The following is a 23,725-nucleotide window of genomic DNA, read 5'->3' as shown; positions in this document are numbered from 1 at the left end:
CATAAATAATTAGATGAAAGCAAATGGATAGCAGAAGGCAAATAGATTTAGGCAGCAAAGGAGATCAGTTGGCGATGGCTTTACTCGGTACGTTGGTAAACGGGATTGCGATCATTGTAGGTGCAATGGTGGGACTTATTTTTACACGTATTCCGGAACGGGTGAAAACGACGGTCATGCAAGCGATCGCGTTAGCAGTGATTTTGTTGGGCATGGGGATGGGGCTGGAAAGCGACCAGTTTCTGATCACAATTGGCAGTCTCGTGCTTGGAGGAGTCCTTGGGGAATGGCTCCGGATCGAAGAGTATTTAAACGCGTTCGGGTATTGGATAGAAAAAAAGGCAGGAAGCACCGGGGGAGACGGGTTATTTGCGAAGGGGTTCGTCACGGCTTCCCTCGTTTATGTTGTTGGTGCAATGGCCGTATTAGGCGCGTTGGATAGCGGGCTCAGGTTGGATCATAGTTTGCTCTATACGAAAGCGATGCTCGACGGGTTTTCCTCCATTTTCTTCGCTTCCATGATGGGGATTGGTGTTCTGTTTTCGGTTGTGCCGGTCGTTCTTTATCAAGGGACCATTGCGTTATTGGCCGGGCAAATTAATCGTATCGTTCCTGACCCACTCCTGGAAATGTTTATAACGGAAATGACCGCTGCCGGCGGTGTCATGATCGTAGCCATCGGTGTACGCTTGCTTGGTATCGTTGATGTGAAAGTAGCCAACTTGTTGCCGGCGATTCCTGTTGTATTTATGATTACGTCTTTGCTTTATTTTTTTTGATTTCGTTTATTTCCCTGTCTTATTCTTTGGTAGGGGCGGACATTTCATGGGCGGACGGCTGAATCATATGGCTGCGTCGCGTAGGGGCGAGAGAGGTTGGTTGCCTTAGGCGTCGATCTGCACGCAATAGGGCATGAGAGGTTCGCTCGGCCATTTTCATCACAAGGTTCAGCCGTGTATTTTGCAACACAAAGTACTCCATCATCCCGCCTACGTTTACAGTGCCCGTCAAGTGTACATGCCCAATATCCGGAAGCGTTTTTTTCACCGCGCTTCCGGGTCGAACCGGGCCGGAAGCAAATGTAATTTTCCCGACGTTAGACGCTTTGCCCATGCTTGCATCGATGGCGATGAGGAATGGTTGCTCATGGTGGACCAAAACATGGTTCAATGTTTCTTGCAAATTTAAAGCATGCACGGGTTGGTGAAGGGTACCGTAAACAAAGAATGACCGCGGGCTATTTTCAGCTAACATCGTGCCGGTTAATGGCCCGAAAGCGTCTCCCGTGGAACGATCGGTTCCGATACATATGATCACAATATCCCTATGTATGGATAAAAAATGAATTTCTTCAAAAAGACGGCTTGCAAGTGGTTCTTCCATGGGAGCATCGTCCACATGGAATTGGTGGGAAAATGGTTCCTCGATGGAAAAAGATCGATTGTAAGACATACCCAGCTCTCCTTTTTCATACTAGTCCCAGTATAAGGGAAAGTTTGCCGTTCTATACCTCCTGAACAGGAACAAACGAACGAGTGAATAATGGACAAGGGAGAGACATCTATGATCGGACGTGGACTGAAATGGATGTTTTTGCTTACGGGAGCGATGGTAGGTGCCGGTTATGCTTCCGGACGTGAAATATGGCAATTTTTTGGGGAAGAAAGTGTAGTCGCGATTATTTTATTCAGCACTCTTTTTGCCATCTGTTCCGCGATTATCTTGAAGGTGGGCATTCAACAAGGGTCGGAAAATTATGTGTCTGTCCTTCAAACGTTGTTAGGGAGACGCTTGGCTAAAGTGTATGATATGCTGATTATCTTATATCTTTTTTCGACGACGGGAATCATGATTTCCGGAGGTGGAGCGACATTGGAAACGTTCGAATTTCCGTATTGGCTCGGCGTTTTCCTCATGTGCCTTTTGCTGGTTGTTTTGTTTATATGGGATATCGATGGGTTAACGACTGTTAATAATATACTTACACCGGCGTTGATCGTAGCATTGATCGCGATTTTAATTTTATTCCAAGTCTCCAGCGACGGCGGATTTGTGCTTGAATGGGGGGCGCAGTCCAATTGGCCATCGGCCCTCATGTTTATGGGGCTGAATTTATTGCCCATTGTCGCGGTGCTGGCAGCAATTGCTCCGAAAATCCAAAGTGAAGGCGAAATTTGGATTGCCACGGTTGGCAGCGGACTCGTGCTTGGCGGCGTATCTTATTTGTACAACCAGTCGTTACTTGTGGTGGCCGATGATATTTTATTATATGAAATTCCCTTGTTTTCCATTCTCAGCACCTATCCGTCTATCCTCGTGCTTGCGATGACATTGCTTTTGTTTACCGCCATTTATACGACGGCGGCGATTAACATACTCGGTTTGATGAGTCGTTTTCGGCGCGTGCTTAAGTGGCCCGGGTGGGTGCTCGCCTTAATGATCATTCTTCCCTTGTTACCGATGACGGTGTTTGGTTTTTCAACACTGGTAAGCTTTCTTTATCCGCTTTACGGAGTCGTTAATCTCTATTTATTGGGAGCAGTGTTGCTCTATCCTTTCTTGTATCAACCGTTACAACAGAAATGAATGTGCTTTTACCGTGGAATATGATATAATACAAGTTGTTTTTGAAACTCACGCTGTTTTCGATAAAAAAGATATACATGACGGAGAAAGGAGCGGGAACGTTGTCGGACAAAGCATTCCAACTGCATGACATTGTTGAAATGAAAAAACCCCATCCTTGCGGAACGAATCGTTGGAAAATTATCCGGATGGGCATGGATATACGGATCAAATGCCAGGGATGTGGGCATAGTGTAATGATTCCGCGCAAAACGTTTACCCGCAAAATGAAAAAAGTATTGGAAAGCGAAGAAAGTTGAGGGAAGTGAACGTATATGGCTTTAACGACAGGCATCGTGGGCTTGCCCAATGTTGGCAAGTCCACGTTATTTAATGCAATTACCCAGGCCGGAGCAGAGGCGGCAAACTATCCTTTTGCCACCATCGATCCGAACGTGGGCATCGTAGAAGTTCCGGATGAACGGTTGCAAGTGTTGACCGAATTAGTGAATCCAAAGAAAACAGTCCCGACAGCGTTTGAATTTACCGATATCGCCGGGATTGTTGAAGGGGCCAGCCACGGGGAGGGGCTGGGCAATAAATTCCTTTCCCATATCCGGGAAGTAGACGCCATATCCCATGTGGTTCGCTGTTTTGAAGGCGGGGATATTACCCATGTGTCCGGCAGCGTGGATCCGGTGCGCGATATTGAAGTGATTAACTTAGAGCTGATTCTCGCTGATTTGGAAACCGTGAGCAAGCGCATGGAAAAAGTGGCGAAACAGGCGAAATCAAAAGACAAGGAAGCTCTCGCTGAACAAGCGGTTTTGGAGAAGCTATTGGCCGCGCTGGAAGCGGAAAAACCGGCACGTAGCGTAGCCTTGGATGATGATGAAGAAAAAATAGCGAAAGGCTTTCAATTGCTAACAAAAAAGCCGGTTTTATATGTGGCGAATGTGAGCGAAGACGATTTACTGGCTGAAGAAGAAAACGAATATGTACAGCGGGTACGTGAAGTCGCCGCCACGGAAGGTGCAGAAGTCATCACGATTTGCGCAAACATCGAAGCGGAAATCGCGGAATTGGACGGGGAGGATCGGGCAACGTTTTTGGAAGACCTTGGCCTTGACGAAGCAGGGTTGGACCGCCTCATTCGCGCGGCTTACGATTTGCTCGGTTTAAACACTTATTTCACTGCAGGGGAGCCGGAAGTACGTGCCTGGACGATTCGGAAGGGAACAAAAGCGCCGCAGGCGGCCGGTGTTATTCATTCCGACTTTGAACGAGGGTTTATACGTGCCGAAATCATTGCATATGAAGATCTCACATCTTATGGATCCAATGCTAAGGCAAAAGAAGCAGGGAAAGTTCGACTGGAAGGAAAAGACTATATCGTTCAAGACGGAGATGTCATTCACTTTCGATTTAACGTGTAAGAGCAGAGGTTTCTCTGCTCTTTTTTTTCGCCAGGGAATTCGGACACAAGACACCTATCCCGGCAGAGAAGCATTTCCCTGCGGAGACGTAGTGCTCGGGATCAAAATACTCGTGCATATTTTCAATCCCCCGTTTTGTGGATCCGCCAGAATTCAGAAGACTTTTTTCAAAACGTTAACGCAAACGACTTGACCTGCGCCTTTCATCCTGTATTATTTTAAATAAATCAACCGAAAGGGCTGAAGATTTGAACGCTAATCCTCGCATTTTCCCCATGAAAATCCGTAAATTAGATGCTTTGCAAGGTCGGGTTCATCCCTCGCATAAGACGCTCCCGGCGATCGAAGCTGAAGTTGGTATTGCCCGTGCCGGTTGGCAGGGTGAGATATCAATGGATTATTATTACCGTCAACTTGACTTGCCCCTCCGCTACTTCTTTCTCCACCAACTGCGTCTCCAGCAGAATACTGATTTTTTTCAGATGAATACTTTACTTCTCACTCAGTATTTTCTTCTATTATTGGAAATAAAAAACTATGCAGGGCATCTACTTTTCGATCATGCCCATCAGCAAATTATCCGAACGCGGGACGAGAAGCAGGATGTTTTTCCTGATCCAGCTCTCCAGGTTCAGCAACAAGCGGCATCGCTTCGTTCGTGGCTCCAAGAACGTTATACTTCGGTCCCCCCAATCTATCATTATGTCGTGATGACGCATCCGAGAGCGTTAATTTCGACAACTGCGTACCATCCGCTACATCAGTACATCATCCGTCCCGACGCATTATGTGGTATCGTTCAAGATCTTTTGAAAAAAGAAAGCAGTCTACACCTTACCCCTTATAAGGTTGCTCCAACTTTATAGCAGCTCATTCCCCCACGAAATACAATGCAATGGAAAAATTTAAAATCAAACACAGTGAAATTTTGAATGGCGTCATCTGCCCATTGTGTCTTCAGTACAAAATGCAGTGGTGGTATGGCAAATGGAAGTGCCCAAGGTGTAAGCATCAAAGTACAAATGCCCATCATCGTGCTTTGAATGACTATGCATTACTCATATCGAATCGAATATCTACGAGTGAATGCCAAGCATTCTTAGATCTACCCTCGATTTACAGTGCTCTTCGACTTTTAAAAAAAATGGAACTACCTCATAACGGCGGAACGAAGAACAGAAGATACATCCTGCAAAGTGATTTCCAGTGATCCGCAAGAATAGTGTGCCGATCCGCAAGAATGGCGGGGTGATCCGCAAGAATAGTGTGCCGATCCGCAAGAATGTGGGGCACATCCGCAAGAATAATGTGCAGCTCAGCAAGAATACCATGCAATCCTTCAAGTATCTTCCATCATCCGTACCGTTCAGCGATAAAACCGTGCTACCCTATTAAATCTATGCCCTCTCCCCCTCACTCTTCGCTTTTGCTAACATGCCGCCTTCCTTTAAATAAGTTTCAATGCCATCGGCTGCCGGTACGCAAGTGCGCCTACGACGAATACGTTTTCGTGATCTAACATCTGCAGGTAATTATTGACGGCAGACGTTTCCGGGCCGTTCGCCGATAAACTTCTTAGCCTTCGTTCAATATTGTAAGGATTGATGTTCACCATTTTCATTGTTAATAGCATCGATAGGGGAGGGGGCGTTTATGATCGTTCCTCGTGCTCCGTCTATCCCGATTTTACTTATCCCGCTTTTCCATAGTATAATCTATTTAATTAAAGGGATAAATTTTTAATCCGAAAGGAATGATAAAAGAATCCATAAAGAATTACTTAAGCGTCCAAAAAACCATCTATCATCCATGTTGGCTGTGGCACTTTGGCAAAAATAGTTATTCACCTGCGGAAATAACCCGAAAAGAATTATAAAGGAATTCATAAAGAACCCAAAAAGAATCCAAAAAGCATCTTATTACCTTAAGCGATGGGAGAGGATACAAAATGTTAATGGCTGCGGATATCGGAAATTCAGAGACGAAAATGTACATCGAGGATCGTTTTTTAACGCAACCATCTGTGGTAAAGAGAGTGAATCGAGTGCCGGAAACAGCTGATACGAATCTTGCACAAAGTGTTGCGCGCATCGAAGAAGATTTGCTTATTCATGTGACGAGCGATGCGATTAAAAAGAACGGCACGTATTTTGTCGGAAATCGCGCGAGTAAAATCAATGATATGGTAGAAAATATTAATATTAAACTTGGAAACAAATATCGGCACGATATTCCCGTGCTCATTTCTCTCGGCATGATTGCCGGTAATGAAGTCAAAACCTATTATGAGTCGAATGAAGAGCTACCGAAAGTTTTAGAAGTTGAAGGGAATCTGTCCACAGCTATCCCCGCGTCGGAACATACCAACGAACGAGCCGAACATTTGCAGAGGCGGCTGGAAGGACGAACGCATACGGTCATTCTCTATGTAGCGGACCAAATGGTTACGGTTATGGTTACGTTTAATGAAGTAAACGTCACTACCGAAGGGGTGCCCGCGCTTTACGCCTTACTAACGTCGAAAGATGACATTTTGAAGCATTATTATGAGCAATATGATTCCAAGATGAAACCGAAGGACATGGCCAATCAGCATATTTTACATGCAGATATCGGAGACGGCACGACCGAGTATATTTATACGGAAGAAAAAAATGCAGTCCTTGATCTTTGTGACGGGGCAAGACATGGCGTCGGCCATGCAACGCAAGAAGCTATAAAACTATTGAAAAACGAGGTAGGGGGCCATCTTTCCCTTAATCGCCAACAATTTATGAATATCTATCAAGATGATACGAATAATTTACATGAAATAGCCGTGCAAAGCCTGGACGAAGCAAGGTACTTGCAAGCGCAACTTATTTTGGAAGATATACAAGAACGGGCGATGAATACCGCGGGACGAGTGGATAACATCATGGTCTACGGTGGAGGGAGCATTCAATTTTACGATGATCTTTTTGAAGATCTTTTGGATTATGCCGAAGAGGCAAAGATCGAGCTCATTTGGATTCCGGAAGCTTACGCGGTGAACATGAATATTAATGGATTAAAAGTCTTGAATGAAAAACTTCTTTATTCCAATTAGGTGATACGATGACGAAAAAACGAGTGACGTATACGTGGAAGTTAAATACCGAGCGGGACCCGGATTCAATTAATGAATGGCTGGATGCACAATCCAACATTCGCGATTCGCTCTCTTTTCTTGTACAGGTCATGCAGGAGCGTTTCGGAAACGTTGATATTCGTGATATTGAAACCTCGAAGGAATTGCTTCAATTCATGCATGACCAGGAGATCGGCCCGGAAAAAAAAGAAGTTCCGAGTGGTCGGAAAGCGCAGGCATCCTCTGAACAGGAAACAGAAGAAGTAGCAACGGAGGAAACAAACGCAGAGGAGGATCAAGAGGAAGTAGACGATATTTTTTCAGGCATTGATGATAAAGCGATATTTACAAGACGATAAGTCTCCTTCGGTATGTACGCATATAGCGGCAATCCGGTTGAGTAAAAGAACAAAGTCGTTTATAAAAATTGAGGATGTTTGGCGAGAGATACCCTCATAAATTCAATAGTGGTTTTGAAATAAGGCTTTGGTGTTTATAACAAATGCCGCGACGTTCATAAAACGGTTGCGAACACTACCCCCTTTGGATATGCCTTTTCTAAAGGGGTATTTTACTTTAGTAAAGGTATATCGCAATTTTTGTTTCCTTTTTTACAATGATCTACCGTAATACGAAATAACGTTGTATCGTATAAACCATTTTATTTTTTGAACTCGTAGTTAAAATGGTTATAAAATAAATCAAGAATTTAACGTAAAGGGAGAATAGTATCCTTCATGTTTACGATGTTTTTAACAGCATTATTATCGTCAGTTTTAGTGATTGGAACTTTTATCATTTCAGTTGTAACTAAACCGCGAGCCATTGGTCATCACGCCATAGCGTTAGTTATTGCTGTGTTTAGCGGTCTCGTATATGCATACATGTATATGCCTGTATGGGCTTTTGTCCCTATGATGTTACCAAATGCGATAACTCTTATTGTTTACGGCATTGTGGTAGGGACTGTATTTGCCACTAAAGATCAAGAAAATAAGTCGTTCGTGTCCCTGGGTGGAGTTACAGTAGGCCTATTCATAACTATATTCGTTGGTTTAATAGCCTGGGTGGTTTCATTAAATACATATGAAAGCACACGGGAAACGATTAATTATGAAATCACGGAAGAACCATTGCAAGCCTTCTCAGAAGAGGACACACCTGTACAAGTATCACCAGATAGTGCTCGTCATTTAATGGAACGCTCCATGTCCAATGTTCCAAATGCACAATTCTATGATCTTGGAGTGATTCAAGCACAAGAAATTGAAGGAGAACCTATTTATGTGTCTCCAATTGAATATAATAATTTCTGGCGTTGGCTTAGAGGGACAGAAATTCCCGGGTATTTCCTGCTGTCAGCTACAAATCCAAGTGATCAACCAGAGTTTGTAGAGCATGAAATGAATTACACTAGAGGAAGTTACATGGGAGACTACGTGACTCGCGCTATTTACGAAGAGAGCCCCAACTTTTTCCATCACGGAAACCCCACAATGGAAGTGGATGAAGATGGTAAAGCATGGTATGTGCAGACGTTATATGAGCGTCGAGGATTTAGCTTCCAAACAGACTTTGATTCTCTTCAAGTAGCAGTTGTTGATACAGAAACGGGAGAAGTATCATTGTATGAAACAGATGATGCCCCTGACTTTATCAGTGGAACAATCAGCCCACGCTTTGCGTCTGAAGCAAACAATGTGTTCGGTCAGTATGTCCATGGTTGGTTGAATACCATGTTCGGGCAGGAAGATGTAAGGATGCCGAATGATAACGGGACAGAAGCAGAGGTAACGCCTATCTTTGATGAAGACGGGAATATGTTCTATTTTACAGACATGACCAGTCCACAAGAAAATATTGAATCAGCGTTGGGTGTTACCTTAATGAATGCCCGTACTGGGGAATTAACGTACTATGATGGATCAGAGTATAGCGGGATTATGGACAGTCAAGCTGCTTCTGGTGTTGTAAACCGAACATTTCCTGAGAGGGAGTGGAGAGGTAGTATGCCTGTACTCTATAACATTTCCGGGGAACCAACATGGGTAGTAAGTGTTCTGGACCCGGCCGGGCTGTTCAGACAGTATGCGTATATCAAAGCCGATGATCCGGATACGGTAGCCTTTGGAGAAACGTCACAAGAAGCTTTAGATGCTTATGTAACAGAATTAGCTACGAGTGGGGACGAAGTAGAGACGAGTGAGTCAGCTTTAGATGAAGTTTCAGGTACGATTGATCGAGTAGGAACAGTAATCACAGATGATAGTACAGTTGTACAGTTTCGGTTAGAAGGTGACGATACATCTTACCTTGTAAGTACTGGTACATTCCGGGAAGCAGCGTTACTGGAGTCAGGAGACGAGATCGAGTTTTTAGCGAGTATAGATGATGCAACAGGAACAGTAGAGGAAATGCAAGTTTATCCTTGGAATGAGGAAAATGAAGAAGGCTAAGCATTTTGCAGTAGAAGTCAAAGAAGCCCTTACCAGGTAGGTTTGGGCTTTTTTAAGCTTGGCTGCTTTTCCATTGCTTGTACCACTTCGTTATAGGACTAACCTGTAGACTCAATGCTTCCAACGCCTTTGCCAATTGATGATACTAACGGTCTAATTGTAAAACGAATCCCAATCTGCCATATAATTTTATCAATGAAAAATGCGCATCTTCCTCTTCAGGTCTTTTTTGATATTTTCCTTTTCAATATTATTTGCATTCTACGATGAACATGCTATACTATACATGAGGCGAACATACGATCCTGTAATGGGCACCTATACAAGAAAATTTGCCTGCGCTATTGTATATGTCTGTCTTTCTTGTTAAAATGCTATAATGTGAGTAAAGAGAGGGATAGTCCCGTTTTGCTCCTTGCTCCTGTGAATGGAATTACAGGGGCCGTCTAGACCAAAAGGAGGTGACGCGCATGCGTAACTACGAGATTCTGTATATTTTAAGGCCGACGTTGGAAGAGGATGCAGTCAAAACGATTATTGAACGTTTGAATCAAATCCTTTCCGATAATGGTGCAGAGGTAACGGAAGTTGATGAAAAAGGGAGACGCCGTCTCGCTTATGAAATTCAGGATTTCCGTGAAGGGTACTATGTCATCCTCAAAGTGCAGGCAACGCCTGATGCTGTCAATGAGTTTGACCGTCGTATAAAACTTACCGATGAAGTTATTCGAACACTCGTTGTTCGAGATGATGAATAAAGCATCGTCAAATAAATGGGAGGGTTTGGAATGATTAATCGCGTCGTGCTCGTTGGACGTCTCACTCGGGATCCTGAATTGCGGTACACCCCGAACGGGGTGGCGGTAGCTAACTTCGGCATCGCCGTCAATCGTCCATTTACGAACCAGCATGGGGAACGGGAAGCAGATTTTTTGAACTGCGTGGTTTGGAGGAAACAAGCGGAAAACGTTGCCAATTACTTGAAAAAAGGAAGTTTGGCAGGGGTTGATGGCCGCGTTCAAAGCCGTAGTTATGAAAATCGGGAAGGACGGCGCGTAAATGTCGTTGAAATACAAGCGGAAAGCGTCCAATTTTTGGAACCTCGAAGTGTTACCGCGAACCGGAGCGGGGATGACCAAGGAGTGGGAGCTGCTTCCGGATCGTCCAATTACGAAGGCAACGTTGGATTTGGACAAGAGTCTCAACGTCACGCGGCTGATTTGAATGACGACCCTATCTCCAATGATGGAAAGCCGATCGATATTTCCGACGACGATTTACCATTCTAAACACTTTCTAATCGAGCAAAAATAATAAGAAGGAGGGAGTCCTATGGCACGTCGCAGAGGCAAGCGCAGAAAGGTATGTTATTTTACCGTTAACAAAATCAAGACCATTGATTATAAAGATGTTGACCTTCTCCGCAAGTTCATCTCGGACAAAGGAAAGATCTTACCAAGGCGGGTAACAGGGACATCTGCAAAATATCAACGTAAATTGACGACCGCGATTAAACGTTCACGTCAAGCCGCGTTACTCCCATATGCAAAAGAAGATTAATAGCCCTTATGAACACTGCCGATGATGCTGGCAGTGTTCTTTCTTCATCTATCTGAAATCATGGGTGAATCGCTGCATCGCCAAGGGTAGCGATAAATGTTCGTTCTTTCTTTTTGCAGATGTATGGGCTACAATAGACCAGTGAAATATACTAAACGGGGCACTTAAACGCCTTCATCCGGAGGCAGAAAATTAGCGAGAGGGTGGGCACCCTCACTCCATAAGGGGGATGGCATGAATCAATCAAGAAAAATAACCGAGGGAGCTGTCATGGTTGCCCTCTTTGCAATTTTAATGGCAGCTACCGTCTACATACCGGTTTTAGGTATATTATTTGTATGGGTTCTGCCTATTCCCCTCCTGATATACACGGTCCGATTCGGGCCGAAACCGGGAGCGCTGGTCCTTGCTGTCAGCTTTGTTGCCACCTTTTTAATCGCTCCGGCCTTTTCGATCCCGCTCGTGCTATTATTTGGTGTGGGTGGCTATGTGGTCGGTGTCAGCTATCATTTAAAAAGATCAGCATTTCGGACACTTTTCGCAGGGAGCTTAAGCTATATTTTTACACTGGTTCTTCTCTTTGTCGGATCCGTTGTTATTCTTGATATTCATCCTTTTGAGGCGCTTCAGAGTGGGATGGAGGACTCCGTCGACGCTGCAGAACAAATGTTAACTTCCTTTGATCAGGAAATAGATGAAGAACAGCTGGATTTGTACCGTGAATCCATTGCGCAAATCCCGCAAATTGCACCTTTAATCATGATTATGACGGGTGTTGGCTATGCGTTTTTAACACAAGTCATTGCCCATCCATTTTTGCGAAGGCTTGTCGGAGGAACGTATCGATTTCCGTCCCTCAGAGAGTGGTCATTGCCGAGAGTTTTTCTTTGGTACTATTTGGCAGGCATTATCATGCGGTTGGCAGTAATCGAAGATCAGGGAACGACGATGCATATGGTTGTTTCCAATATCTTCCCTTTGCTTGAATTTGCCATGATTATACAGGGAGCATCGGTTATGTTCCAATTTGTGTACATGCGGAATATAACAAGAGCACTCCCGATCTTAATCCTTTTTCCGGGGTTGATGCTTCCGCTCGTCCAAGTGTTTGTGCGAATTCTGGGGATTTTGGATATCGGAATGGATATAAAAAGCCGGATTAAGTCTAATAAATAGGGGTTGAGCAGATGCCTAATTTTCTAAAGAAGCACTGGTATGATTACCCCATATTGCTCGTTTTTATTGTTGCATTGGTAATGAATATTACGCTTTTCTTTTTTCATTGGCGACTTGCCGTGTTTGGTTTTGTCGTTTTAATCGGGATAACCTACCTTGGGTATCACATACACAAACGAATGGAATCGGATATAAAAAAATATATTTCGAGGTTAAGTCATCGGGTTAATCGTGCCGGAGAGGCTGCAGTCACCAATTTCCCCGTCGGTATATTACTGTATGATCAAAATGAAACGATACAATGGGCAAACCCATATCTGCTGAGCTATTTGCCCTCTGAATATATTGGCAAGCCGCTCACGGTTTTATCTGATGATCTCCCGGAGCTCATTCGAAATAAAAATGTGGAGCACCGGTTGCAATTAAACGATCGGGAACATTATGTGTATGAACGCGTCGAAGAACGTCTATTATATTTTTTTGATATGACAGAAACAGTGAAGACACGTGATTTATATAATGAAGAGCAACCTGTGATCGCCCACATTTTACTGGATAATTATGATGATGTGACACAGGGGTTGGAAGATCAGGTGACGAGCCGTGTAAGAGGAGGCGTGCTTTCTCAGATCAATCAATGGGCAAATGACTATAGCATTTTCCTGCGTAGTGTTGCCGCTGATCGTTTTATTGCTTTCTTAAATTATAGAACCCTTCAAGAGATTGAAAATAATCGTTTTCAAATCATCGATGATATCCGGGAAGTGACCATGAAAGAAAAAGTGGCGCTTACGCTCAGTATAGGGATCGGTAGTGGAGAAAGGACGCCGCGGGAATTGGGAGCGCTCGCCCAATCGAGTTTGGATTTGGCGCTCGGCCGGGGCGGGGACCAAGTGGTGATCAAGGAAAGAAACGGAGAAGTGCGTTTTTACGGTGGAAAAAGCAACGCAGTCGAAAAACGGACGCGCGTACGGGCCCGTGTCATTTCTCATGCGCTGCGGGATTTTGTGCTTGAAAGCGATCAAGTGATTGTCATGGGTCATAAAAATCCTGATATGGACGCAATTGGGGCAGGAATCGGTGTGTTAAAAGTCGCTGAAGTGAATGAAAAGGATGCATCCATCGTGGTGGATCCGAATGAAGTAAGCCCGGATGTTCACAAATTGATGAATGAAGTTGAACAACATGAATACCTTTGGTCGCGCTTTTTAACGCCGAGCGAGGCTTTGGAACAACTGACAAGGCAAACGTTGCTCGTCATTGTAGATACCCATAAGCCGTCGCTTGTCATCGAACCCAAGCTGCTTGAGCGGGTCCACCGGGTCGTCGTTCTCGACCATCATCGGCGCGGGGAGGAATTTATAGACGATCCCGCCCTTGTTTATATGGAGCCGTATGCATCCTCGGCCTCCGAACTTGTCACCGAACTTTTGGAGTATCAACCGAATCGGGTATCCATGGATGCCTTGGAAGCGACCGCCATGCTTGCGGGCATGATGGTGGATACGAAAAATTTCAGCATTCGCACCGGATCACGTACCTTTGATGCCGCTTCCTATCTGAAGGCCAGCGGTGCTGATACAACTGCTGTACAGCTTTTGTTAAAAGAGGATCTGGATCAATATATTCAACGTTCCCGGCTCATTCAGAGGGCTTATATTTACCAGGCCGGAATGACTATCGCTCGCAGTGAGGAAGATGAATCTTATTATCAGGTACTCATTGCACAAGCAGCCGATACGTTGCTAACCATGAACGGTGTTAAGGGTGCTTTTGTCGTTTCAAAACTTAAAGACGGACGTATCAGCATCAGTGCCCGATCGTTGGGAGATGTGAACGTTCAGATCATTATGGAACAATTGGGGGGAGGCGGACATTTAACCAATGCAGCCGTGCAATTGGAAGACATGTCGCTCTCTGAAGCCGAGGACCGTCTGAAAACGGCGATTAATGAATATTTGGAAGGAGGAGTCTCAGGATGAAAGTTATTTTCCAAAAAGATGTGAAGGGCAAAGGTAAAAAAGGGGAAATTAAAGAGGTGTCGGAAGGTTACTTTCGTAACTATCTTTCTCCAAAACAACTTGCTGTAGAAGCGACTAAATCAAATATGAAAGAGCTGGAAAAGAAGAAAGAGAGCGATGAACGAAAAGAACAGCAAGAGCTAGAAAAAGCCAAGGAAAAGAAGCAAGAACTTGAAAAGACAACCGTTGAGATTTCTGCCAAAGCCGGACAAGGAGGCCGGCTCTTCGGTGCCGTCTCTACAAAGCAGATTACGGAAGTCCTCAAGCAACAAGGGTTTGAGATAGATAAACGTAAAATCGACTTGAAAGATCCGATACGAACACTGGGGGTAACAAAAATCGGGATTAAAATTCATCCGCAAGTCATTGCCACGGTTGACATTCATGTTACAGAGCAAAATTAAACATGAAGGGGGAAAGGAGGCCGTGAGGTGAGTGATGTTTTAAGCGGCGAACGTACGCCGCCACAAAATATAGCAGCAGAACAAGCGGTTTTAGGGGCGATTTTTCTTGAAGAAGAGTCCCTTATCACCGCCACGGAACGGTTACGTCCTGAAGATTTTTACCGAGCCGCCCATCAACGGATTTTTCGAGTGATGACCGATCTTTCGGAAAAGGCGGAACCCATCGATCTTGTTACAGTGACGTCGCAGTTGCAAGATCATGAATGGTTGGAAGAAGCGGGCGGCATTTCCTATCTGACCGACTTAGCCAATGCTGTTCCGACAGCAGCAAATGTCGGGTATTATTCACGAATCATTGAGGAAAAAGCGCTTTTGCGGCGATTGATTCGCGCGGCGACCTCGATTGTTTCCGAAGGATATACGGAAGAGCAAGAAGTAGATGAAGTACTCGGCGATGCGGAACGGACGATCATGGAGGTCTCGAATCGGCGGACTTCCGGGTCTTTTTTATCCATCAAAGAAGTGCTTATGGAGACGTACGACAATATTGAAATGCTGCAAAGCCGTGGCGACGCACTCACGGGAGTTGCGAGTGGGTTTCAGGAACTGGATCGTATGACCGCGGGTTTTCAAAATAGTGATTTAATCATTGTGGCTGCTCGTCCATCCATGGGAAAAACAGCTTTTGCCTTGAACATCACCCAAAACATCGCGACAAAAACAGAGGAAAATGTGGCGATCTTCAGTCTTGAAATGGGTGCATCCCAACTCGTGCAGCGGATGTTATGCGCCGAAGGGAACATCGATGGTTCCCGTCTTCGTACCGGTCAACTGTTGGAGGAAGATTGGGAAAAATTAGCGATGGCAATGGGAACTCTATCGCGAGCCGGCATTTATATTGATGATTCTCCCGGCATTAAAGTTGCGGATATCCGTGCCAAATGCCGGCGTTTGCAACAGGAAAAAGGCCTCGGCATGGTTATGATTGATTACCTGCAACTCATCCAGGGGAGCGGTACCGAGAGCCGTCAACAAGAAGTATCGGAGATTTCGCGAAACCTTAAAGCTCTCGCGCGCGAGCTGAACGTCCCCGTGATTGCTCTCTCGCAACTTTCTCGGGGGGTGGAATCCCGACAGGATAAACGCCCGATGATGTCGGATTTGCGAGAGTCTGGGAGTATCGAGCAGGATGCGGATATTGTTGCTTTCTTATACAGGGAAGATTACTATGATCAAGAAGCTGAGAATCAAAACATCATTGAAATCATTATTTCCAAGCAAAGAAATGGACCGGTCGGAAATGTAGAGCTGGCATTTATCAAGGAATACAATAAATTTGTGAACCTAGATCGCAAGCACGATGAAAACGTAGCACCACCCGGTGCCTAGAAACGAATGAACAAAATGCGAAGACGTATAATGTTCGGTTTTTTTGACCGGAAGCTTTTATTTTGGTAAAATAAAGTCCGGATTAAACAGAATAACGGAACATTTAATGGAAGAGGTGAGTCTTTTGTCATCCATCGTTATCGTGGGAACACAATGGGGGGACGAAGGCAAAGGAAAGATTACGGATTATCTATCGGAAAATGCGGAAGTGATTGCTCGTTATCAAGGGGGCAACAACGCCGGGCATACGATTAAGTTTGACGGTGAAACGTACAAATTGCACCTCGTGCCCTCCGGGATTTTTTCGGATGAAAAGATTTGTGTCATCGGTAACGGGATGGTAATTGACCCGAAAGCATTGGTCGAAGAGCTGGAAGGGCTCAAGGCGCGCGGGATTGAGACAAGCAACCTGCGAATCAGCAACCGCGCTCATGTTATTCTTCCTTATCATATTAAGCAAGATATTGCCGAAGAGGAAAGCAAAGGGGCTAGCAAGATCGGGACGACAAAAAAAGGCATCGGGCCCGCCTATATGGACAAGGCAGCCCGTGTCGGGATCCGTATTTGCGATCTTCTTGAGAAAGACGCGTTTGCCGATAAACTGGCCCGTAACCTGCAGGAGAAGAATCGCCTTCTCGAAAAAATGTATGAAACAGAAGGATTCCGTGTCGAAGATATCCTTGATGAATATTATGACTATGGGCAGCGTTTGGCAGACTATGTGTGTGATACATCGGTCGTTTTGAACGATGCCATCGATCAGGGACGGCGTGTCCTGTTTGAAGGGGCACAAGGTGTTATGCTTGATATTGACCAAGGGACGTATCCGTTTGTCACGTCTTCGAATCCGATTGCCGGAGGGGTGACCATTGGATCCGGTGTAGGCCCTTCAAAAATCCATCACGTTGTCGGGGTGTCAAAAGCTTATACGACGAGGGTTGGTGACGGCCCGTTCCCGACCGAACTCACCGATGAGGTCGGAGATCGTATTCGCGATATCGGCAAGGAATACGGCACGACGACAGGACGCCCTCGCCGCGTCGGCTGGTTTGATTCCGTCGTCGTCCGCCATGCGCGTCGGGTGAGCGGGATCACAGACTTATCCTTAAATTGTCTAGACGTGCTTTCCGGACTTGATACGGTGAAAATTTGTGTGGCTTATGAGTACCGAGGGGAACGAATGGAAGAGTTCCCCGCGAGTCTGAATGTACTCGCCGAGTGTAAACCCATCTACGAAGAAATGCCGGGGTGGAAGGAAGATATTACCGAAGCTCGAAGCCTCGGTGATTTGCCGCCACCGGCTCGTCATTACGCCGAACGCATCGCCCAGCTTACTAACATTCCGTTGTCCGTGTTCTCGGTCGGTCCGGACCGCACACAAACAAATGAAGTGCGTGGCGTTTGGGGATTATAAGACAAAAGACTGCCGTTGGGCAGTCTTTTTATGTGAGGGGGGACAGCGTACGCGAGGTACATGCTCGTTCGGACCATTTTTTCATTTAAGGTCCCTAAACGGTCCGAACTGGACCGCGGTTCGTGTGGCACACCGCGTTAACTCGGCACATTATTGTTCCTTTTGTGCTGTTGGTGCTTTGTTCCCCATTCATGCATGGCTTCTAAAATTGGTTCCAAACTTCTCCCGTATTCGGTTATGGAATACTCGACTTTTGGCGGGACTTGCGGGTAGACCTTTCGCGCGATGATATCCTCTTCCTCCAGTTCACGTAAATGTTTCGTCAGCATCTTTTGTGTTATATTGGGTACACTTCGCTTAAGTTCATTAAATCGTATCGTTCCATTTTTTAATAAGTATAATAAGATGATCGGCTTCCATTTCCCTACGACAATATCCAAAGCTTCTTCGACATGACATTGCTCGGGGTCAATATTCATTTCGTATCCCTCCACGGTATCTTTTTGTATACTATACCACTTAAAAGAATGTACTTATACTTTTTGCCGTTATCACTTATAATGGCTATGGGTAATTTTACGATAAAAATTCGATAGAGAGGGATAAAATAAATGCAAAACTATCGCATCGATCCATCCAAAGGCATGGAGTTTGGCCTTTATACATTAGGCGATCATTTGCCGAATCCAATCGCCGGTGAAAGAATATCTGCCGAACAGCGGATTCACGAATTCATTGAATTAGCGAAGTTGGCCGAACAGGCGGGCATAGACTTTTTCAGCGTCGGGGAAAGCCATCAAGACTATTTTGCGTCGCAAGCGCACGCGGTTGTTTTATCGGCAATTGCACAAGCGACCGAAAAAATAAAAATATCGAGTTCTTCGACGATCATCAGCACGTCTGACCCGGTACGTGTGTATGAAAATTTCGCAACGATTGATTTGATTTCGAAGGGACGGGCGGAAATTGTCGCCGGTCGTGCCTCTCGTGTAGGGTTGTTTGATTTGCTCGGCTATGATCTTCGTGACTACGAGGAGCTGTTTGAAGAAAAGCTTGAGTTATTATTGAAAATCAATGAGGAAGAAGTCGTCAATTGGGACGGACAGTTCCGTGCTTCGTTAAAAGACGCCCGGGTGCTTCCGCGTCCGCAAAATGGGTCGCTTCCGATCTGGCGCGCGGTCGGCGGTACACCGGCGAGTGCAATCAAAGCAGGGTATGCCGGAGTCCCGATGTATTTGGCGCATTTAGGCGGTCCTGTCGCCAGCTTTAAGCAATCGGTGGATGCTTATCGCGAGGCTGCACGCCAAAGCGGGTTCGATCCGTCGACGCTGCCGATTTCAACCGCCGGCTTTTTTTATACAGCGGAAACGACCCAGCAGGCACAGAAGGAATATTACCCTCATATCAATGAAGGCATGAAGCTGACAAATGGGCGGGGATTTCCGAAGCAGGCATTTGCACAAAGTGATGATCTGCGGACCGTCATCAATGTCGGCAGTCCGCAGCAGGTGATCGAAAAAATTCTTTATCAACATGAACAGTTCGGTCATCAGCGATTTATCGCGCAAATGGACTTCGGCGGCGTTCCGTTTGATAAACTACGAAAAAATATTGAGCTCATCGGGACAGAAATTTTACCGGCAATCAAGAAATATACCGCCAAGCAGTAAGGAGGCAGGAAAAATGAACATCGTAGCATTATCCGGCTCCAATGTCGGCTCTAAAACGAGAACAGCGATGGATTACACGGTGAACACCATTTCTGAACAATACCCGGAGACGGGAGTGACCTTGCTCGATTTAGCGGACTATGAAGTGCAATTTAGTGATGGACGCAACTTTTTGGACTATGAAGGGGATACAAAATATGTCGCTCAAACGATCATGGATGCGGATGCCATTATCTTTGGGACCCCGATTTTTCAAGCATCCATCCCCGCGACATTAAAGAATATATTTGATTTGCTCCCTCAAGACGGATTGCGGGATAAAGTGACGAGTATCTTGGTAACCGCGGGATCGCTCAAGCATTTTCTGATTGTGGAACAACAACTAAAACCGATTATGTCGTATATGAAAGCACAAATCGTCCAAGACTATGTTTTTATCGAAGAAAAAGACTTCCATCGAAAAGAAATCACCAATGATGATGTCTTGCTCCGTATCAATCGATTGGTGGATGACACCGTGAGACGAACGGAGCAGCATATAAGCATGCGAAAAGCGCAAGAAGAAGCATATGGGTTTTAGGAGCTAGGGATTGGCGAAGGTGATCAATCCGGTGCCCCGATTCGGACACATTTGCCGGGAAACGTAGGGAAAGTGTCCGAATGAACCTTGGGCTGCGCGTAGTATTCGAAACAATTATTTGTTTATTCAGAATGCAAAATCGGCCTTCGGTACACTCGTCGCTATATTCAGAACGAGACCCAGGTGATTCAGAAAAAGACCGCTCGGAGAGAGACCGAAATCCCATTTCCTCATTTCTTCCGAAAAGCATATCCTGTATGCAGGTGATTCGAGCCGGTTCTCTCAAAACACCGTCAGAGACGTTTCAACAAGCGTAAAGTTGGGAATTTATATAAAAGATGATACGAAAATTTAGATTATAACCTTTTGAAGTGAAAGGAGCATCCGAGGATGAATATCCTTATCAACGGTGAATGGACCGGCGATAAATTGGAGCAAGTCGATGTGGTCAACCCCGCGACGGGAGACGTTCTCGATACGATCCCGAAAGGCGGTGAAAAGGAAGCCGAGGCGGCCGCGACTGCCGCGTATAAAGCATTCCCATCATGGTCCAACCTCACCGCCGAGGAACGGGGCGCAAAGCTGGAGAAGTGGTTTGAACTGATCGGGGACAATCACGAAGACCTGGCGCAAACGATGACGAAAGAGCAAGGGAAAGCGATCAAGGAATCTCGTGGTGAAATTTCTTATGCAAACGCGTTTATCAAATGGTATGCAGAGGAAGGCAAACGTAACTACGGGGAATCGATCCCGGCCTCTGCTCCGGACAAGCGTTTGTTTGTCACCCATCAACCTGTGGGGGTCATCGCATCGATTACCCCATGGAACTTCCCAGCAGCCATGATTACGCGAAAAATCGCGCCGGCACTAGCCGTCGGTTGTACCGCTGTCATTAAACCCGCGACGCAAACCCCTTTAACAGCGCTCAAACTAGCCGAACTCGCGGTGGAGGCAGGAATTCCCAAAGGGGTTATCAACGTTGTCACCGGTTCTTCCAGCGAAATTTCCGAAGCATGGCAACAGGATAAACGCGTGCGCAAGCTCACCTTCACCGGCTCCACCGAAGTCGGAAAAACATTAATGAGCGGCGCTTCGGAAACGATGAAAAAAATCTCGCTTGAACTTGGGGGTCACGCGCCTTTAATCGTTCTTGAAGATGCCGACATAGATAATGCGGTTGAACAAGCGGTGACATCTAAATTCCGCAATGGCGGGCAAACATGCGTGTGTGCGAACCGCATCTATGTGGCTGAATCGATTGAAGAGACATTCACGAAGAAATTTAAGCAAGCCGTTGAAGATTTAACGATCGGCAATGGGCTTGATGATGATACAGACATTGGTCCATTAATTGATGAGGGCGCCGTCGATAAAGTCCTTTCCCATATTGAAGATGCCGAAAAACAAGGAGCGAAGGTCGTTACGGGCGGCAAAAAGAAAGATGGGCTGTTTTTGGCGCCGACAGTGATTAGCGGGGTCAACGAAGACATGGCTTGTATGAATGAAGAGACATTTGGCCCTCTCGCTCCTATCGCGACTTTTAAAACCGAGGAAGAAGCGATTGAGCGTGCAAATAACACCATATATGGATTGGCTGCTTATTTATTTACGAGCGACGTGTCTAAAGCGATCCGCTTAAGCGAACAGCTGGAGTACGGCATTATCGGTTTAAACGACGGCGGACCGTCCACTGCGCAGGCGCCGTTCGGCGGTTGGAAGCAAAGCGGTATCGGCCGAGAAGGCGGCCATCAAGGCATGGATGAGTTTCTGGAAACGAAATTTATATCTCTCAAACTATAGATGATCCTATCCCCGGCGAAAGCACCGCCGGGGTTTTTCAAATAATATCTAAGGGTACTTTTTGATCCGGTTTTGGAAATACCTTATCAATTTTTCGCAGGTCATCCTCTGACAACTCTATCGTGGCTGCTTCCGCGTTTTCCATGACGTGGTTTTTGCTCGTGCCCTTCGGTATGGCAAGTATCCCTTTTGTACGAATCGTCCAGGCTAGAGCAATTTGCAGAGGCTTTGCTTGATGTTTCGCGGCAATTTCTTTAATGTTCAAGTTGTTCATCAATTGGGTGATGAGTGAACCACCTTGGCCAAGGGGGCTGTATGCCATCATCGGCATCTGATGTTCCCGCTGCCAGGGGAGGAGGTCAAAATCAATTCCCCGCGAGCCTAGATGGTAGAGCACTTGGTTTACGGCGCAATTGGAACCATTTTCTATTTCCGTGAGTTCTTTCATATCCGAGGTATCAAAATTCGAAACGCCCCAATGCAGTATTTTTCCTTCCTTGCGAAGCGCTTCCAAACCTTCCACGGTTTCTTGCAGCGAACTTCCTGCAAATCCTCGCCAGTGCAAAAGGTACATATCCAAATAATCAGTCTTCAAACGCTGCAAGCTGTCTTCACAAGCCCTCTGGATTTTTGACAACGTTGCATGATGGGGATAGACCTTCGACACCAGGAAAGCTTCATCTCTGCGATTGTTAATGGCTTCTCCAACGATCCGCTCCGATTGCCCATCTCCGTACATCTCCGCGGTATCAATGACGCTCATCCCTAAATCAAGGCCTATTTGCAAGGCCTCTATCTCTTCCTCTTTCTTCTCGGGATGTTCCCCCATTTTCCACGTGCCTTGGCCGATGCTTGGAAGGGAAGTGCCGTCGGGCAATGTCACCGTCCGATGTTGCAAGGCCTTTTTGATACGCTGCGAACGCTGCATTTTATTCTTCCTCCCTATTGATCAATATTTTTTCATAATAATAAAACGGAAATGGTTTTCCGGTCCCCTTTCGTGAATGTCCGACAAGTCCATACCCGAGACGCTCAAACAAAGAGCGGGCGCTGTGATTACGTTCGTACGTATCAACCTTTATCGTTTTCAACCCCATAGATGCACATCGGGATTCGGCAAAACGGATGAGTTGACTGGCGACTTCGTGTTGGCGACGATCAGGGTCGACCGCCAGCCGGTGAAAAGTCCCTGCGTCTCGGTCGAGATACGTCCAGGTCATCTGTTGAAAGCGCGGGTCAATATGTTGGTCAATCACAATGAAACCGGCAATATGCTCCGTGGTATCCAGCACGAAAAGGGATTGTTTATTAAGGTCTTGTAAAAAATGCCTGGCAGTTGGATACGACTCGTTCCATTGATCACTGCCTTCTGCATTCATCACCCGGACGGTTTTTTTCGCGATGCTCATGATTTCGTCGATGTCTTCTGTGCTCGCTGGTCGTATCATGTTAGGCTCCTATCCATTTTTCACTATCAGAATATCATTTACGATGATAAAGGGCCAAAAAAACCTCCTTTTATCTTTTTGGAAAAATGCAAATGTCGGTCGGCAAACGGCTTTGAACTCAGCTTCCTGTCGATCGTTATCATTAGCTAATATCCTTGTGCTAACAGGAGCTTAGGATTTTCCGATGATCATTTCCTCATCTCCCCATTGCATTTAAACGCTGGACGTGCTAAGATAAATTCTGTCTTTGGGCGTAATGAGCCATTAGCTCAGTTGGCAGAGCATCTGACTTTTAATCAGAGGGTCGGAGGTTCGAATCCTCCATGGCTCACCATTTTCGCTAGACGAAGAAGCTTACCAAATCGGGGCCTGTGGTGTAGCGGTTAACATGCCTGCCTGTCACGCAGGAGATCGCGGGTTCGAATCCCGTCAGGCCCGCCATTTACATAGGTTGGCTCGATAGCTCAGTCGGTAGAGCAGTAGACTGAAAATCTACGTGTCGGCGGTTCGATTCCGTCTCGAGCCACCATGTTTATAAACGCGAGACCCCGGAAGCCTCCGGGGCTTTTTTCTAAAGGGAAGAAAAAAAGTGCGACTACTTATTAACGTTGTGAATCTCTGACCTCTAAAAGACGCCGATAGCGTCTTTTTTAGTATGTAAGGATAAACGTCATTTATCGAGCAGCTATGTTACAAT

25 protein-coding genes and 3 tRNA genes are annotated in these 23,725 nt (G+C 45.8%); 23 read left to right on the top strand and 5 right to left on the bottom strand.

The window, feature by feature from the left end; genetic code table 11:
- The first annotated feature begins 74 nt into the window (after window positions 1-74).
- Window positions 75-779: a DUF554 domain-containing protein gene (locus DT065_RS10960; RefSeq protein ID WP_114373320.1), complete on the top strand. Its 705-nt coding sequence runs from the start codon at window positions 75-77 to the stop codon at window positions 777-779.
- Between the two features lie 19 nt (window positions 780-798).
- Here DT065_RS10960 and yyaC read toward each other — a convergent pair whose 3' ends face one another.
- Window positions 799-1,452, bottom strand: coding sequence for a spore protease YyaC (yyaC, locus tag DT065_RS10955; protein ID WP_114373318.1), 654 nt, complete (start codon window positions 1,450-1,452; stop codon window positions 799-801).
- Window positions 1,453-1,563: 111 nt separating this feature from the next.
- Here yyaC and DT065_RS10950 point away from each other — a divergent pair, with 111 nt between their 5' ends.
- The 5 genes from DT065_RS10950 (at window position 1,564) to DT065_RS18920 (ending at window position 5,396) form a co-directional block, all read left to right on the top strand.
- Complete coding sequence (locus DT065_RS10950; RefSeq protein WP_114373316.1) at window positions 1,564-2,586, top strand: YkvI family membrane protein; 1,023 nt, start codon at window positions 1,564-1,566, stop codon at window positions 2,584-2,586.
- A 101-nt stretch (window positions 2,587-2,687) separates the two neighbouring features.
- Entirely contained in the window at window positions 2,688-2,885 is a 198-nt protein-coding gene (locus DT065_RS10945) for a DUF951 domain-containing protein (protein ID WP_193550765.1), read from the top strand.
- A 15-nt stretch (window positions 2,886-2,900) separates the two neighbouring features.
- Complete coding sequence (ychF, locus tag DT065_RS10940; RefSeq protein ID WP_114373314.1) at window positions 2,901-4,001, top strand: redox-regulated ATPase YchF; 1,101 nt, start codon at window positions 2,901-2,903, stop codon at window positions 3,999-4,001.
- Window positions 4,002-4,249: 248 nt separating this feature from the next.
- Window positions 4,250-4,867, top strand: a complete 618-nt coding sequence (locus DT065_RS10935) for a nuclease-related domain-containing protein (protein WP_114373312.1) — start codon at window positions 4,250-4,252, stop codon at window positions 4,865-4,867.
- 340 nt (window positions 4,868-5,207) lie between these two features.
- A complete protein-coding gene (locus DT065_RS18920; RefSeq protein WP_160112514.1) occupies window positions 5,208-5,396 on the top strand; it encodes a hypothetical protein in 189 nt (62 codons plus the stop codon).
- 52 nt (window positions 5,397-5,448) lie between these two features.
- Here the strand turns inward: DT065_RS18920 and DT065_RS19095 are convergent, their stop codons facing one another.
- A complete protein-coding gene (locus DT065_RS19095; RefSeq protein WP_162497245.1) occupies window positions 5,449-5,622 on the bottom strand; it encodes a hypothetical protein in 174 nt (57 codons plus the stop codon).
- Between the two features lie 327 nt (window positions 5,623-5,949).
- On the opposite strand from DT065_RS19095, the gene DT065_RS10930 reads away from it, so the two are divergent.
- From DT065_RS10930 to DT065_RS10880, 11 genes are all read left to right on the top strand, one after another.
- The gene (locus DT065_RS10930) at window positions 5,950-7,089 is read left to right on the top strand and encodes a ParM/StbA family protein (RefSeq protein WP_114373310.1); all 1,140 of its coding nucleotides are present in this window, start codon (window positions 5,950-5,952) and stop codon (window positions 7,087-7,089) included.
- Between the two features lie 8 nt (window positions 7,090-7,097).
- Window positions 7,098-7,469, top strand: a complete 372-nt coding sequence (locus DT065_RS10925) for a hypothetical protein (RefSeq protein WP_114373308.1) — start codon at window positions 7,098-7,100, stop codon at window positions 7,467-7,469.
- A gap of 555 nt (window positions 7,470-8,024) precedes the next feature.
- On the top strand, window positions 8,025-9,566 hold the full coding sequence (locus tag DT065_RS10920; protein WP_160112513.1) for a DNA-binding protein: 1,542 nt from the start codon (window positions 8,025-8,027) through the stop codon (window positions 9,564-9,566).
- A 470-nt stretch (window positions 9,567-10,036) separates the two neighbouring features.
- The gene (rpsF, locus tag DT065_RS10915; RefSeq protein WP_114373305.1) at window positions 10,037-10,324 is read left to right on the top strand and encodes a 30S ribosomal protein S6; all 288 of its coding nucleotides are present in this window, start codon (window positions 10,037-10,039) and stop codon (window positions 10,322-10,324) included.
- Between the two features lie 30 nt (window positions 10,325-10,354).
- Entirely contained in the window at window positions 10,355-10,855 is a 501-nt protein-coding gene (gene ssb / locus DT065_RS10910; protein WP_114373303.1) for a single-stranded DNA-binding protein, read from the top strand.
- Between the two features lie 43 nt (window positions 10,856-10,898).
- Window positions 10,899-11,126, top strand: coding sequence for a 30S ribosomal protein S18 (gene rpsR, locus DT065_RS10905; RefSeq protein ID WP_114373301.1), 228 nt, complete (start codon window positions 10,899-10,901; stop codon window positions 11,124-11,126).
- A gap of 234 nt (window positions 11,127-11,360) precedes the next feature.
- Entirely contained in the window at window positions 11,361-12,302 is a 942-nt protein-coding gene (locus DT065_RS10900) for a YybS family protein (RefSeq protein WP_114373299.1), read from the top strand.
- A gap of 11 nt (window positions 12,303-12,313) precedes the next feature.
- The gene (locus DT065_RS10895) at window positions 12,314-14,284 is read left to right on the top strand and encodes a DHH family phosphoesterase (RefSeq protein ID WP_114373297.1); all 1,971 of its coding nucleotides are present in this window, start codon (window positions 12,314-12,316) and stop codon (window positions 14,282-14,284) included.
- Window positions 14,281-14,727, top strand: coding sequence for a 50S ribosomal protein L9 (rplI, locus tag DT065_RS10890; RefSeq protein ID WP_114373295.1), 447 nt, complete (start codon window positions 14,281-14,283; stop codon window positions 14,725-14,727). Before DT065_RS10895 ends, rplI begins: the two co-directional genes overlap by 4 nt.
- Window positions 14,728-14,754: 27 nt before the next feature.
- Window positions 14,755-16,116, top strand: a complete 1,362-nt coding sequence (dnaB, locus tag DT065_RS10885; protein WP_114373293.1) for a replicative DNA helicase — start codon at window positions 14,755-14,757, stop codon at window positions 16,114-16,116.
- A gap of 124 nt (window positions 16,117-16,240) precedes the next feature.
- A complete protein-coding gene (locus tag DT065_RS10880) occupies window positions 16,241-17,530 on the top strand; it encodes an adenylosuccinate synthase (RefSeq protein ID WP_114373291.1) in 1,290 nt (429 codons plus the stop codon).
- A 137-nt stretch (window positions 17,531-17,667) separates the two neighbouring features.
- Here DT065_RS10880 and DT065_RS10875 read toward each other — a convergent pair whose 3' ends face one another.
- On the bottom strand, window positions 17,668-18,009 hold the full coding sequence (locus DT065_RS10875; protein WP_114373290.1) for a winged helix-turn-helix transcriptional regulator: 342 nt from the start codon (window positions 18,007-18,009) through the stop codon (window positions 17,668-17,670).
- A gap of 132 nt (window positions 18,010-18,141) precedes the next feature.
- On the opposite strand from DT065_RS10875, the gene DT065_RS10870 reads away from it, so the two are divergent.
- From DT065_RS10870 to DT065_RS10860, 3 genes are all read left to right on the top strand, one after another.
- Window positions 18,142-19,200 (top strand): LLM class flavin-dependent oxidoreductase, encoded by a 1,059-nt coding sequence (locus DT065_RS10870; RefSeq protein WP_114373288.1) that lies wholly within the window; start codon window positions 18,142-18,144, stop codon window positions 19,198-19,200.
- Between the two features lie 13 nt (window positions 19,201-19,213).
- Window positions 19,214-19,780 carry an NADPH-dependent FMN reductase gene (locus DT065_RS10865; RefSeq protein WP_114373286.1) on the top strand — a complete coding sequence of 189 codons (567 nt, stop codon included), beginning with the start codon at window positions 19,214-19,216 and terminating at the stop codon, window positions 19,778-19,780.
- 396 nt (window positions 19,781-20,176) lie between these two features.
- A complete protein-coding gene (locus tag DT065_RS10860; RefSeq protein WP_269467387.1) occupies window positions 20,177-21,580 on the top strand; it encodes an NAD-dependent succinate-semialdehyde dehydrogenase in 1,404 nt (467 codons plus the stop codon).
- A 37-nt stretch (window positions 21,581-21,617) separates the two neighbouring features.
- Here the strand turns inward: DT065_RS10860 and DT065_RS10855 are convergent, their stop codons facing one another.
- Window positions 21,618-22,508: an aldo/keto reductase gene (locus tag DT065_RS10855; protein ID WP_114373282.1), complete on the bottom strand. Its 891-nt coding sequence runs from the start codon at window positions 22,506-22,508 to the stop codon at window positions 21,618-21,620.
- A gap of 1 nt (window position 22,509) precedes the next feature.
- The gene (locus tag DT065_RS10850; protein WP_114373281.1) at window positions 22,510-23,028 is read right to left on the bottom strand and encodes a GNAT family N-acetyltransferase; all 519 of its coding nucleotides are present in this window, start codon (window positions 23,026-23,028) and stop codon (window positions 22,510-22,512) included.
- A 258-nt stretch (window positions 23,029-23,286) separates the two neighbouring features.
- Here DT065_RS10850 and DT065_RS10845 point away from each other — a divergent pair.
- The 3 genes from DT065_RS10845 (at window position 23,287) to DT065_RS10835 (ending at window position 23,557) form a co-directional block, all read left to right on the top strand.
- Window positions 23,287-23,362, top strand: a tRNA-Lys gene (locus DT065_RS10845).
- Window positions 23,363-23,393: 31 nt separating this feature from the next.
- Window positions 23,394-23,469 (top strand) — tRNA-Asp (locus DT065_RS10840).
- A gap of 12 nt (window positions 23,470-23,481) precedes the next feature.
- Window positions 23,482-23,557 (top strand) — tRNA-Phe (locus tag DT065_RS10835).
- Window positions 23,558-23,725 lie beyond the last annotated feature (168 nt).

This window comes from Salicibibacter kimchii, assembly GCF_003336365.1.
Taxonomy (GTDB): Bacteria; Bacillota; Bacilli; order Bacillales; family Marinococcaceae; genus Salicibibacter; species Salicibibacter kimchii.
The sequence above is the reverse complement of the archived record's forward strand: the minus strand, read 5'-3'. Positions and strand labels throughout refer to the sequence as shown.

What these genes read in the sequence shown, in the direction of transcription:
- DT065_RS10855 (WP_114373282.1), bottom strand. Translation starts at nt 22,508, where the DNA reads ATGCAGCGTTCGCAGCGTATCAAAAAGGCCTTGCAACATCGGACGGTG.
- rpsR (WP_114373301.1), top strand. Translation starts at nt 10,899, where the DNA reads ATGGCACGTCGCAGAGGCAAGCGCAGAAAGGTATGTTATTTTACCGTT.
- DT065_RS10925 (WP_114373308.1), top strand. Translation starts at nt 7,098, where the DNA reads ATGACGAAAAAACGAGTGACGTATACGTGGAAGTTAAATACCGAGCGG.
- DT065_RS10930 (WP_114373310.1), top strand. Translation starts at nt 5,950, where the DNA reads ATGTTAATGGCTGCGGATATCGGAAATTCAGAGACGAAAATGTACATC.
- yyaC (WP_114373318.1), bottom strand. Translation starts at nt 1,452, where the DNA reads ATGTCTTACAATCGATCTTTTTCCATCGAGGAACCATTTTCCCACCAA.
- ychF (WP_114373314.1), top strand. Translation starts at nt 2,901, where the DNA reads ATGGCTTTAACGACAGGCATCGTGGGCTTGCCCAATGTTGGCAAGTCC.
- rpsF (WP_114373305.1), top strand. Translation starts at nt 10,037, where the DNA reads ATGCGTAACTACGAGATTCTGTATATTTTAAGGCCGACGTTGGAAGAG.
- DT065_RS10875 (WP_114373290.1), bottom strand. Translation starts at nt 18,009, where the DNA reads ATGAATATTGACCCCGAGCAATGTCATGTCGAAGAAGCTTTGGATATT.
- DT065_RS19095 (WP_162497245.1), bottom strand. Translation starts at nt 5,622, where the DNA reads ATGAAAATGGTGAACATCAATCCTTACAATATTGAACGAAGGCTAAGA.
- DT065_RS10870 (WP_114373288.1), top strand. Translation starts at nt 18,142, where the DNA reads ATGCAAAACTATCGCATCGATCCATCCAAAGGCATGGAGTTTGGCCTT.
- DT065_RS10850 (WP_114373281.1), bottom strand. Translation starts at nt 23,028, where the DNA reads ATGATACGACCAGCGAGCACAGAAGACATCGACGAAATCATGAGCATC.
- DT065_RS10895 (WP_114373297.1), top strand. Translation starts at nt 12,314, where the DNA reads ATGCCTAATTTTCTAAAGAAGCACTGGTATGATTACCCCATATTGCTC.
- DT065_RS10900 (WP_114373299.1), top strand. Translation starts at nt 11,361, where the DNA reads ATGAATCAATCAAGAAAAATAACCGAGGGAGCTGTCATGGTTGCCCTC.
- DT065_RS10950 (WP_114373316.1), top strand. Translation starts at nt 1,564, where the DNA reads ATGATCGGACGTGGACTGAAATGGATGTTTTTGCTTACGGGAGCGATG.
- DT065_RS10960 (WP_114373320.1), top strand. Translation starts at nt 75, where the DNA reads ATGGCTTTACTCGGTACGTTGGTAAACGGGATTGCGATCATTGTAGGT.
- DT065_RS10865 (WP_114373286.1), top strand. Translation starts at nt 19,214, where the DNA reads ATGAACATCGTAGCATTATCCGGCTCCAATGTCGGCTCTAAAACGAGA.
- rplI (WP_114373295.1), top strand. Translation starts at nt 14,281, where the DNA reads ATGAAAGTTATTTTCCAAAAAGATGTGAAGGGCAAAGGTAAAAAAGGG.
- DT065_RS10920 (WP_160112513.1), top strand. Translation starts at nt 8,025, where the DNA reads ATGATGTTACCAAATGCGATAACTCTTATTGTTTACGGCATTGTGGTA.
- ssb (WP_114373303.1), top strand. Translation starts at nt 10,355, where the DNA reads ATGATTAATCGCGTCGTGCTCGTTGGACGTCTCACTCGGGATCCTGAA.